Annotated in this window: 10 protein-coding genes; 4 read left to right on the forward strand and 6 right to left on the reverse strand. The window is 38.7% G+C overall.

What is annotated here, in order from left to right; translation table 11 throughout:
- Positions 1 to 98 precede the first annotated feature (98 nt).
- Genes FC748_RS12640 through FC748_RS12655 form a run of 4 tightly spaced genes read left to right on the forward strand, consistent with a single transcriptional unit; the run spans position 99 to position 3,936 of the window.
- Positions 99 to 1,028: an ABC transporter permease gene (locus FC748_RS12640; RefSeq protein WP_024362096.1), complete on the forward strand. Its 930-nt coding sequence runs from the start codon at positions 99 to 101 to the stop codon at positions 1,026 to 1,028.
- A complete protein-coding gene (locus FC748_RS12645) occupies positions 1,028 to 1,948 on the forward strand; it encodes an ABC transporter permease (RefSeq protein WP_024362097.1) in 921 nt (306 codons plus the stop codon). Before FC748_RS12640 ends, FC748_RS12645 begins: the two co-directional genes overlap by 1 nt.
- A gap of 13 nt (positions 1,949 to 1,961) precedes the next feature.
- On the forward strand, positions 1,962 to 3,017 hold the full coding sequence (locus tag FC748_RS12650) for an ABC transporter ATP-binding protein (protein ID WP_024362098.1): 1,056 nt from the start codon (positions 1,962 to 1,964) through the stop codon (positions 3,015 to 3,017).
- Positions 3,010 to 3,936: an ABC transporter ATP-binding protein gene (locus FC748_RS12655; protein ID WP_024362099.1), complete on the forward strand. Its 927-nt coding sequence runs from the start codon at positions 3,010 to 3,012 to the stop codon at positions 3,934 to 3,936. Before FC748_RS12650 ends, FC748_RS12655 begins: the two co-directional genes overlap by 8 nt.
- Before the next feature lie 80 nt (positions 3,937 to 4,016).
- Here FC748_RS12655 and FC748_RS12660 read toward each other — a convergent pair whose 3' ends face one another.
- From FC748_RS12660 to FC748_RS12685, 6 genes are all read right to left on the reverse strand, one after another.
- Positions 4,017 to 5,822, reverse strand: a complete 1,806-nt coding sequence (locus FC748_RS12660) for an oligopeptide ABC transporter substrate-binding protein (protein WP_108029502.1) — start codon at positions 5,820 to 5,822, stop codon at positions 4,017 to 4,019.
- A gap of 63 nt (positions 5,823 to 5,885) precedes the next feature.
- On the reverse strand, positions 5,886 to 7,694 hold the full coding sequence (locus FC748_RS12665) for an oligopeptide ABC transporter substrate-binding protein (protein WP_108029501.1): 1,809 nt from the start codon (positions 7,692 to 7,694) through the stop codon (positions 5,886 to 5,888).
- 17 nt (positions 7,695 to 7,711) lie between these two features.
- A complete protein-coding gene (locus FC748_RS12670; protein WP_108029500.1) occupies positions 7,712 to 8,614 on the reverse strand; it encodes an ABC transporter permease in 903 nt (300 codons plus the stop codon).
- 30 nt (positions 8,615 to 8,644) lie between these two features.
- A complete protein-coding gene (gene opp4B, locus FC748_RS12675) occupies positions 8,645 to 9,607 on the reverse strand; it encodes an oligopeptide ABC transporter permease (RefSeq protein ID WP_108029499.1) in 963 nt (320 codons plus the stop codon).
- A gap of 1 nt (position 9,608) precedes the next feature.
- Complete coding sequence (locus tag FC748_RS12680) at positions 9,609 to 10,556, reverse strand: ATP-binding cassette domain-containing protein (RefSeq protein ID WP_108029498.1); 948 nt, start codon at positions 10,554 to 10,556, stop codon at positions 9,609 to 9,611.
- Positions 10,553 to 11,563 carry an ABC transporter ATP-binding protein gene (locus FC748_RS12685; RefSeq protein ID WP_024362105.1) on the reverse strand — a complete coding sequence of 337 codons (1,011 nt, stop codon included), beginning with the start codon at positions 11,561 to 11,563 and terminating at the stop codon, positions 10,553 to 10,555. The genes FC748_RS12680 and FC748_RS12685 overlap by 4 nt, the downstream gene beginning before the upstream one ends.
- Between the last annotated feature and the right edge of the window lie 286 nt (positions 11,564 to 11,849).

Raw genomic sequence — 11,849 nt, forward strand, 5'->3', positions numbered from 1 at the left:
AGAGCTGCCTCGAAGCCACTTCGGCGCGAGTCAGCTCTTTTTAAAATACGAAGGCATATATTTGTCAGAAAATTGACAAATAGAAGGAGGAGTTTTATGTGATTAATTATATTTTGAAAAGGCTGATGTATATACTTCTCGCGCTTTTCGTCATCGTAACGGCTACGTTTTTCTTAATGCGTCTTGCTCCAGGTAGTCCTTTTGCAAGTGAACGTAATTTCCCTCCGCAAATCGAGGAAAAGTTAAACGAAACGTATGGATTAAATAACCCTTGGTATATTCAATATAAAGATTATTTAATCGATACGGCCTCATTTAATTTCGGTGAGTCTATGAAGTATAAAGCGCGTTCTACAAATGACATGATTAATGAGAGCTTCCCTGTTTCGTTAACTCTTGGGATTGAAGCTATGCTATTGGCGGTTGGATTCGGTGTATTAATAGGCGTAGTTTCAGCGCTTTATCATAATAAGTGGCCGGATTATTTGGCAACGTCCTTTGCGGTGCTCGGAATATCGGTACCATCGTTTATTTTGGCAGGCTTAATGCAGTATTTCTTAGCCTTTAAATTAGGCTGGTTCCCTGTTAGTGGATGGAAAGGCTTCGTCTATAGTATTTTACCTGCCCTTGCTATTGCGTTCTCACATATGGGCTTTATCGCTAAACTAACACGTTCTAGTATGCTTGAACAAAACAGCAGTGATTATGTAAAAATGGCTCGTGCGAAAGGGATTGGCAAATGGACAGTCGTTTTCCGCCATACTTTACGTAATGCCCTTCTACCAGTTATCACGTACCTTGGTCCATTAACAGCTGGTGTTGTAACAGGTAGTTTTATCGTTGAAAATATATTCGCAATCCCTGGTCTAGGTAAACACTTTGTACAAAGTATTACAAACCGTGATTACACAGTTATCATGGGAACGACAGTGTTCTATTCAATCATCCTTTTATTTGCGGTATTAATTGTCGATATTTTATATAGCTTTATTGATCCGCGAATTAAGTTGAAGGGAGCGAAAAAGTAATGACGCAACAACCGATTAACAAAGATATGTTTAAAATTGTCGGTGGAAATCATGAAGCAACTGATAAATTAGCTGATAAATCCGTTTCCTTCTGGAAGGAAGTATTTATTCGTTTTTCACATAACAAGATGGCGATTTTTGGTTTAGTCACTTTAATCATCATTATTTTAATGGCGATTTTTGCACCGATGCTTTCACAATATAAATACAGCGATCAACTTGGTGTTTTCAACTCTCCACCATCTGCAGAATTTTGGTTTGGGACAGATGATTTAGGTCGTGATATTTTCGTACGTATTTGGGCAGGTGCTCGTATTTCCTTATTTATCGGGATTACAGCGGCGGTTATTGACTTAATTATCGGCGTTCTTTGGGGAAGTATTTCAGGTTTAGCTGGTGGTCGCGTTGATAATATTATGATGCGTATTGCCGACGTATTAACTGCGGTTCCTTACCTATTAGTTGTAATCGTATTATTAGTTGTTTTACAACCAGGTCTATTCCCTATGATTATCGCCCTTTCGATTACAGGTTGGATTAACATGGCTCGTATCGTCCGTGGTGAAGTATTATCGATTAAAAATCAAGAATATGTACTAGCTGCACGTACTTTAGGTGCTAGCACAGGGCATTTAATTTTAAAACATTTAATTCCAAATGCGCTTGGTGCAATTTTAGTAACAATGACATTAACAATTCCATCTGCTATTTTCACGGAATCGTTCTTAAGTTACCTTGGACTTGGTGTCCCTGCTCCACACGCTTCATGGGGTACAATGGCATCTGACGGAAATAAAGCGATTGCTAACGCTCCGTGGCGCTTAATTTTCCCAGCAGTATTTATCTCGCTAACAATCTTTGCGTTTAATGCTATTGGTGATGGCTTACGAGATGCACTAGATCCAAAACTACGTAAATAAGGAGGTGGCCGAAATGAGTAAAACAATTTTAGAAGTAAAAGATTTAAAAATTAACTTTAAAACTTATGCTGGACTTGTCCATGCTGTTCGTGGTGTAAACTTCGATTTAAAAGAAGGTGAAACGCTAGCGATCGTTGGTGAATCTGGTTCTGGTAAGAGTGTTACGAGTAACGCCTTAATGAAATTAATTCCACAGCCACCTGGTATTTATGAGTCAGGACAAATTTTATTCAATGGCCGTGATTTAATTCCACTTAGTGAAAAAGAAATGTCAAAAGTGCGCGGAAATGAAATTGCTATGATTTTCCAAGATCCGATGACAAGTTTGAACCCAACGATGAAGGTCGGACGTCAAATTACTGAAGTAATTTTACAACATAAAAAAGTTTCAAAAGATGCGGCGAAAAAACGCGCGATTGAACTTTTAACGCAAGTAGGTATTCCATTCCCTGAAAAACGTTATAACCAATATCCACATGAATTTTCAGGCGGGATGCGCCAACGTGTTGTAATCGCTATTGCACTTGCGGCAGATCCGAAGTTGTTAATTGCCGATGAGCCTACAACAGCATTAGACGTAACTATTCAAGCACAAATTTTAGAATTAATGAAAGAAATCCAAAAGAATTCTAAAACATCTATCATTTTCATTACCCACGACCTTGGTGTTGTGGCTAACGTTGCTGACCGTGTAGCCGTTATGTACGCTGGTCAAATCGTTGAATACGGTACAGTAGATGATATTTTCTATAATCCAAAACATCCTTATACTTGGGGATTACTTGGTTCTATGCCTGATTTAGATAGTAATGAGGACGAGCTATTACGTACGATTCCAGGTTCACCACCGGATCTTACAAATCCTCCAAAAGGTGATGCGTTTGCTGCTCGTAATGAATTTGCAATGGCCATTGACTATGAGCAAGAGCCACCAATGTTCAAAGTAAGCGACACACACTATGCAAAAACTTGGTTGTTGCATCCTGACGCGCCAAAAATTCCACTTCCAGATGCGGTTGCTAAACGTATTGAAGGCTTTATTGCGAAGGAGGAAGAATTCAATGACTAAAACGGGTGCAAAAAAAATTCTTGAAGTTAAAAACGTAAAGCAATATTTCGGTTCACCAAGCAACCCTATTAAAGCTGTTGATGGTATTAGTTTTGATGTCTACGAAGGTGAAACACTTGGTCTTGTTGGTGAATCAGGCTGTGGTAAATCAACGACTGGTCGTTCAATCATTCGCCTCTATGATATTACAGGTGGCGAAATTATTTTCGACGGTGAAAACGTTCATGGTAAAAAATCTAAAAATGAATTAAAGAATTTTAATCGTCAAATGCAAATGATTTTCCAAGATCCATACGCATCGTTAAACCCGCGTATGACGGCTGGAGAAATCATTGGGGAAGCTTTCGATATTCACGGTTTGTATAAGGATAAGAAAGCACGTCGCGAAAAAATCAACCAATTGCTTGAAGCTGTTGGTTTAAACAAAGAGCACGCTAACCGTTATGCCCATGAATTCTCTGGTGGTCAACGTCAACGTATCGGTATTGCACGTGCGCTAAGCTTAGATCCTAAGTTTATCATTGCCGATGAACCTATCTCTGCACTTGACGTATCGATTCAAGCGCAAGTTGTAAACTTATTAAAACAACTACAAAAAGAACGTGGCTTAACGTATCTTTTCATTGCCCATGACCTTTCGATGGTTAAATATATCAGTGACCGTATCGCTGTTATGTACCGTGGTAAAATTATGGAAATTGGTAAAGCAGATGATATTTACAATCATCCTGTACACCCTTATACAAAATCATTATTATCAGCTATTCCGCTTCCAGACCCTATGTCAGAAAAGCGTCGTCAACGTATCCCTTATACACATACAGAAGTTGACGAAAGCGCCACATACCATGAAGTTGGCGAACAACATTATGTATATGGTACTGCTGACCTTGTGAAAACTTGGGTTGGCACTAAGTAATATATATGATCCATCCACTGCAATTATGCATTGGATGGATCATTTTTTTTAGGATTATTCTCTTAAACATCTCTTTACGCTTATTTTATTGGCTCATCAGCTATCAATTCAAGATCTTGAATCTCTGTACCTGTTTCACGATCAATATTATAGCTTTTTATTCGTTTATTGACCGCAATAATTGAAGTACGGAAATACATAGGAACTACCATTGCCTTGTCAGCCATATATTCTTGCCATTTACGGAATGCTTGTGCACGATATGCTTGATCGAGCGCTTCTTCAGAGTCAATATCAGTTAACAACTTCGTTAAATCATCCGAAACGTAGCGACTAAAGTTAAATGCTGCGCCTTTTCCATACAATCCTACTGGTGATGGGTTCGAGCCAGTTTGCCACGCAGCCATATACATATCAATTTCCGGGTCATCTGCTTGTACTTTATCGTAGAAATTGTTGAATTCAATTAAACGGCCTGTCGTTAGTTGTACATCAAGCCCAACATCTTTCCAGTTTTGACGATAGTACTCGACAATCGCTTCATCCGTATCAGAGCCTGACATTGCTGCTAAACGAATGATAAACTTATTGCCCTCTTTATCTTCACGAATGCCATCTCCATCAATATCTTTATAACCTGCTTCATCTAATAATTGTTTCGCTTTTTCAGGATCAAAATGATAGCCTTCCAGCATGTCATCATAGTAAGTTTTGAAAGCTGGCGGTATTAATGAATTCGCACGCACTCGCAAACCTTGATAAAATTTATCTGTTACACTTTCAATATCCATTGCATACGCAATTGCCTGACGTAATTGGATATCATTCATTTTTGCGTTTACATCATAAATATTTTCGCCCTTTTCTTGATCGTATTTCCCTAATTTAAAACCAAGGTAACTGTATGACAACTCAGGGCGCCCTAATATAGAAATATTCGATAAATTTTTTATACTATCATATTGTGTAGCAGGGAATGAAACAATGTCAAATTGCCCTGCCTTCACAGCTTCACCTACAGTTGAAGTTGAAACAACTTGAACAATCAGCTTATCAATTTTTGGCTTTCCTTTATAATAATGCTCATTGGCAACAAACTGCACAGACTCTCCATTGACGATATGGTCAAATTTAAATGGCCCAAGTGTAATTGGATTTTTGCGTACAGCATCAGAAGAAATTAAATCTTTTACCGCAATGGAGGCTAGTTGATGTTTCGGTGCCGCATAGCCCCATAAGCCATCCCCTCCTGAATAAATAGCGGGTGACACTTTTTTAAGTGCGATTTCAATCGATTTGTCATCTATTTTTTTAATACCTGCTATCGTATCTGCTTTGCCATCATGGTATTCTTCAGCTCCTATAATATTTCGAAAATCATCATCATAGCGCACACCTTCATAATCGGGATGGGCGATAATCTCATATGGATAAATTAAATCCTCTGCCGTTAATGGCGTACCATCCGACCACTTCACATCGCCTTGAATCGTGATTGTTACTTTTTTATTGTCAGTGTCGACTTCTAACTTGGCAATTCCCTCATCAGTTAATAAAAAATCACCATCGACTTCAAATAGACTATTTGAAGCATAACCTGTAATGGATGAATCCGTAGCATCCGCAGAAAGTTCAGCAAGGAAAATGCCCTTGAACGGCGAGTCCGATACAAGTCCTACATGTAGTGTCCCCCCTGCAATGGCTTCTCCATCATTTGTTACTTCAGTTGGTAATAAGCTTGTGTCTACTTTGTTGTCCTCTATTTGTGTTGGTTTATCATTGCTGCCTTTGGACTCGTTTGCCTGCTCTTTATTCGTGCTACTGCAAGCAGCTAATAACAACATGATTATGAATATCACGGATAACGTCAACGACTTTTTTGCCATCGTTATTCCTCCCCCTTACATTTCCGCTTTGTAAAGTTGATTTATTATTTAGCTAAAAATGCCCTATTTTAGTGGTGTTTCTGCTAGTAATTCAATATTTTGTTGCTCTGTCGTATTTCCATATTGAATAGTGTAGTGTTTAATGCGTTTATTGACCGGAATAATCTCAGTACGGAAATACATTGGAATAACCATTGCCTTATCATTCATATAAACTTGCCATGCACGGAAAGCTTGTGCACGATAATGTGCATCTAGTGCTGCTTCAGAATCAATATTATTTAATAGCTTTGTAAGGTCATCCGAAACATAGCGACTGTAGTTAAATGTGGCTCCTTTACTATAGAGCCCTGCTGGTGACGGGTTTGTCCCCGTACCCCATGCAGCCATATACATATCAATTTCAGGATCATCTGCTTGTACTTTATCGTAGAAGTTATTGAATTCGAGAAGACGCCCTGTCGTTAACTGCACATCTAAACCAACATCTCTCCAATTTTGACGATAATACTCCACAATCGCTTCATCCGTATCCGAACCGGCGATTGCCGCTAAATGAATGGCAAACTTATTGCCGTCTTTATCTTCGCGAATACCATCACCATCTGTATCTTTATAGCCTGCTGCATCTAATAGTTCTTTTGCCTTTTCAGGATTATAATAATAGCCCTCTAGCGTATCATCATAGTAAGATTTGAAAGCTGGTGGGATTAAGGAGTTCGCTCGCACACGTAACCCTTGATAAAATTTATCTGTTACCGTTTCAATATCCATGGCATAAGCAATCGCTTTACGTAAATCAGCATCATTCATTTTTGCCTTTTCATCATAAACATTCTCGCCTTTTTCTTGATCATAGTGTCCAAGCTTAAAGCCTAAATAGCTGTATGATAATTCAGGGCGCCCTAATATCGAAATATTCGTTAAATTTTTTATACTATCATATTGATTGGCTCTAAATTCTGATGTTAAATCGAATTTCCCCGTTTTCAGCGCTTCCCCTACCGATGTTGAAGGGACAACTTGTACAACTACTTTCTCAATCTTTGGCTTCCCTTTATAATAATGCTCATTGGCAACAAACTGTACGGACTCTCCATTGACAATATTGTCAAATTTAAATGGCCCAAGTGTAATTGGATTTTTGCGTACAGCATCAGAAGAAATTAAATCTTTTACCGCAATGGAGGCTAGTTGATGTTTTGGTGCCGCATAGCCCCATAAGCCATCGCCACCTGAATAAATAGCTGGTGACACTTTTTTAAGTGCGATTTCAATCGACTTATCATCTATTTTTTTAATGCCTGCTATCGTATTTGCTTTGCCATCATGGTACTCTTCAGCCCCTATAATATTTTTAAAATCATCATCATAGCGCACGCCTTCATAATCTGGATGACCAATAATTTCATACGGATAGATTAAGTCATCTGCCGTTAATGGTGTGCCATCCGACCATTTTACATCGCCTTGTATTGTAATAAGCACTTTTTTATTGGCAGCATCGACATCTAATTTAGCTATTCCTTTATCGGTGATTAAAAAGTCTTCATCTAATACAAATAAGCTATTTGTTGCGTAAGCCATGATTTCTGCGTCATAAACATCAGAGTAATACTCCCATGAGAAAACGCCTTTGAACGGAGAATCTGTCACAAGCCCAACATGTAATGTGCCATCTTGCACAGCATCCCCTTCGTTCGTTACTTCAAATGGAAGTGTACTTGTATCTACTTTGTTATCTTCTGTTTGTGCTGGTTTATCATTGCTATCTTTTGCTTCGCTTGCTTGCTCTTTATCGGAGCTTTTACAGGCAGTTAATAGCAATAGGATTGTCAACGTCACGACAGTTATCAACCACTTTTTTGTCATTGTTATTACCTCCTATATCATCCCAATCTTTGTTTTGCATCAGCGGCACGACGAAGGGCTTGACCGATATAATTAATGCCAAGTATCAAGAGTAAAATTAATAACGATGCTGGTAACCATACCCACCATTTCTCGGCTAACACAAGTGGATTTCGAGCGTAGCTTACTAAAGTACCTAAACTTGGCGTAGAAGGTGGTAGCCCGAATCCTAAAAATGATAAGCCTGTTTCAATCCCAATATTGCCAGCAAGACTTAAAGTAAACTCTACAATTAATAACGAACTTAAATTAGGCAAGACGCCTTTAAACATAATTGCAAAATCACTTGTCCCCATTGTTTTAGAAGCGCTTACATAATCTCGTCGCCCTTCCGATAATGCTTTACTTCGAATTAACCGTGCAATGCCTATCCATTGAAATACACTAATAATCATCACGAGCTCAAAAACACCATATTCAGGGATAATGGACACAAGGACTATAAAAATCATAAATGTCGGCAATGTAATAATAAAATCAATGATGCGCATCATGACATTGTCTACAATCCCGCTGTAATAGCCCATAATAATCCCTAGCGCAATCCCAATTATATTGGCAATAACGGTCACCCAAATGGCGATTAACAGTGAATTTTTAGCACCAATCACTAGTTGCCCAAGTACATCACGTCCTGCCTCATCTGCCCCTAAAATATAGCCATTCTCGCCTGGCTCTGTGTAGCGTTCAAACAGATTGATTTTTAACACGTTCTCTTGATCGAGCAGCCAAGCAGTAATAAAAATAGAAATGATGATTAGTGTAACGCCCACAAAAGAAAACATTGCAACTCTATCTTTCTTAAACTCTCGTAAAACAACTTGTAGACCTGTTGGCGGTGTGCTTTCCATCATTACTGTTTCATTGTTATGTTGTGTCATGTCCTTTCACCTCAACATTATGTTTAGTAGTTAGTCTATACGGATACGCGGATCGACAATGCTCATAATAATATCCGACAACAGACTACCTAATAATGCTAAGAAACCATACAGCATAATCAGTGCGGTAATGACACTATAGTCGCGACTCGTTATCGAACTAATAAACAATTCGCCCATACCTGGATAGCCGTAAATCGTTTCGATAAAAATGGAGCCGCCTAATAAACCTGTAATTGTAAACCCTAAAAACGCTGCAATTGGAAGTACTGAATTGCGGAAAATATGTCGCGTATAAATTCTTCTTATTGGAATACCTTTACTGCGAGCAGTTTTGACATAATCCTGTGTTTTCGCATCAATAATTTCTGAGCGTAAATATTGGATAATCCCTGTAGTACCTAAAATAGCTGCCGTCATCGCAGGTAAGAGCAAGTGATATATTTTATTCCAAAAATAGGTTAGTGTTCCCGATTCTAGGCCAACATCAACGGTTCCACTCGTTGGAAACCACATTAGGCGATAACCAAAAACAAATAAAAACACGAGTGATAAGACAAATGTCGGAATCGCAAAGCTAATAAAGCTATATAAAATAATGGATTTGTCTAACAATGTATCTTGTTTACGTCCTGCAAGCATTCCAAGCGGTATGGCTAATAAATAAACCAGTATCACACTAAGTAAAGATAGCCAAAATGTATTGAGTGCACGCTCCCCAATCAATGTTGACACCGCAATTTTATATGTATAGCTTTGTCCAAAATCTCCTTGAAGAGCATTTGTAATCCAGCGATAATACTGTTCATACCAAGGGTCATAGAAGCCTGCTTGTATTCGTAATTCCTCAATTCTTGATGGGTCTGTTTCAGGTGTGATTAACCCTGTAAACGGATCACCAGGCATTTGCTTTGCCAATATAAAGACGATTAAACTCAAGATAAATAATTGTGGAATCATGACGAGTACACGTCTAACAACCGTTTTCCACATGTTACAATCCCTCCTGCTCAATTTCGGACATCGCCACTTTATGCGTATCGGAAATAGATTTTAAAGGGTATACTTTGCCTTGCTTATCATAGTATTGATGATGGTCTTTTTGATATTTCTCTTCGACTTTTTGTCGTACTGCTTTGCGCTCCATTCTTGTTTCAGGCTCAATATGCGGAATTGCGGACAGTAAGCGATTTGTGTAAATATGCTGTGGATTGCTATAAATATCTTGACGGGTACCAGTTTCCACAAAGCGTCCCTTATACATAATGGCAATGTAATCACACATATGTTTCACGACACCTAGGTCATGGGAGATAAATAAATAACTTAGCCCATATTCTTGCTGAATGTCTTTCATAAAGTTCAGCACTTGTGCTTGCACCGACAAATCGAGTGCCGACACAGGTTCATCTGCAATAATTAATTTCGGATTACAAGCAACCGCGCGCGCTATACCAAGACGCTGCTTTTGCCCTCCAGAAAATTCATGAGGATACTTTAACAGCACATCCTCCGACATACCGACTATGGCTAGTAATTCTTTAATACGCTTGCGCTCCCCCTGATCACTAAGCTTCATAAAGTTACGTATAGGCTCTGCCAGTATATCGATTACGCGCTTTCTAGGGTTCATACTAGAATGAGCGTCTTGAAATATCATTTGAATATCACGACTATAGGCTGACCCTCGCTTGCGACGTCGATTGGTAACATTCTGTCCTTCATAAATAATTTGCCCCGTTGTTACCTTTTCAAGACCAATAATGGCTTTACCTGTAGTAGATTTCCCTGAACCTGACTCGCCAACTAAACCGTATGTTTTTCCTTTTTCAAATGCCATTGTAATGCCATCAACCGCATACACTTTATCTTTTATCGTATTGAAAAAGCCACCTCGAATCGGATAATGGACGTTTAAATCTTTAATTTGCATAAAGCTCATCCTGACACCCCCTCACTTTCTCCTGCAAAATGAAAGTGTTGCCAGCATGTACAACGAACAAAATGCTCAGGTGCAATTTCATGTAATTGTGGATGACTTTCATGAGCGGATGCGTCAATCCACGGTATACGCGATGAAAATCGGCAACCTTCACGTGGTAAATTGACAAGTGAAGGCACCATGCCTTGTATTACCTCTAGGCGCTCATGTTCCTCATGAGTTTGTGGAATCGAGTTTAATAGGGACCGTGTATATGGATGCTTGGCATTGTTAAAAAGCTCTTGAACAGGCGCCTCCTCAATCACTTGGCCCGCATACATCACAGCAACTCGATCTGCCACTTCCGCTACAACACCTAAGTCATGGGTAATTAAAATAACGCCAGCATGTGTCTCATCTTGTAACGCTTTTAACAGATCTAAAATTTGTGCTTGTATCGTTACGTCCAATGCTGTTGTCGGTTCATCAGCAATAATGATGGCAGGTTTGCTCGATAAAGCAATCGCAATCATCACGCGTTGACGCATACCACCTGATAATTGATGAGGAAATTGTCGGGCAACCCGTTTAGGATTCGCAATACCTACTTGCTCTAACAACTCTATTACACGTTCGTCCCGTTGTTGCTTCGTAAGTGTTGTATGATAAATAAGCCCTTCTGCAATTTGTTCGTGGATGCGCATTAATGGATTTAATGCCGAAAGAGGGTCTTGAAAAATAAAGCCAATATCATTCCCCCGTAGTTGATTGAATTGCTCTTCACTTAACTGTGTTAAATTTTGTTGATTGTAAAGTATTTCTCCAGTCACTTTCGTATTCATTGCATTATGTAAGCCTACAATTGTTGTAGCTAACGTGCTTTTCCCACAGCCCGACTCTCCAACTATAGCCAAAATCTCATTTTTTCTAAGCGAAAGCGAAACATCTTCTATTGCTGCATGATAAGTGTCTTTTAATCGAAAGCTCGTCGTTAAGTTTTTTATCGTCAACAAGTCATTTGTACACAAACAGTCTCCCTCCTACAATTATTTATCCACTTTCTCTATATTAGAATTGCAATTTATTTAAAATCCCCCTTTCACCACTCTTATTTTTTGTGAAAAATAATGTTTATCAAAATTACCTACCACAAGAAAAAACACACTTTTCTATAGATAGAATAATCAGATAATTAAATGTATTGCTATTTTATCTAGAAATAATACGTAAAATCAAGCTTATTTTGCAAATTACTATTATAAAATTAAGGAGTATCAGCCTAGTTTTCGCTAGAGGAAAATTAGTTTCCTAGTA

Source organism: Lysinibacillus sphaericus, from assembly GCF_005217585.1.
Taxonomy (GTDB): domain Bacteria; phylum Bacillota; class Bacilli; order Bacillales_A; family Planococcaceae; genus Lysinibacillus; species Lysinibacillus sphaericus.

What these genes read in the sequence shown, in the direction of transcription:
- opp4B (WP_108029499.1), bottom strand. Translation starts at nt 9,607, where the DNA reads ATGTGGAAAACGGTTGTTAGACGTGTACTCGTCATGATTCCACAATTA.
- FC748_RS12680 (WP_108029498.1), bottom strand. Translation starts at nt 10,556, where the DNA reads ATGAGCTTTATGCAAATTAAAGATTTAAACGTCCATTATCCGATTCGA.
- FC748_RS12660 (WP_108029502.1), bottom strand. Translation starts at nt 5,822, where the DNA reads ATGGCAAAAAAGTCGTTGACGTTATCCGTGATATTCATAATCATGTTG.
- FC748_RS12645 (WP_024362097.1), top strand. Translation starts at nt 1,028, where the DNA reads ATGACGCAACAACCGATTAACAAAGATATGTTTAAAATTGTCGGTGGA.
- FC748_RS12650 (WP_024362098.1), top strand. Translation starts at nt 1,962, where the DNA reads ATGAGTAAAACAATTTTAGAAGTAAAAGATTTAAAAATTAACTTTAAA.
- FC748_RS12665 (WP_108029501.1), bottom strand. Translation starts at nt 7,694, where the DNA reads ATGACAAAAAAGTGGTTGATAACTGTCGTGACGTTGACAATCCTATTG.
- FC748_RS12670 (WP_108029500.1), bottom strand. Translation starts at nt 8,614, where the DNA reads ATGACACAACATAACAATGAAACAGTAATGATGGAAAGCACACCGCCA.
- FC748_RS12655 (WP_024362099.1), top strand. Translation starts at nt 3,010, where the DNA reads ATGACTAAAACGGGTGCAAAAAAAATTCTTGAAGTTAAAAACGTAAAG.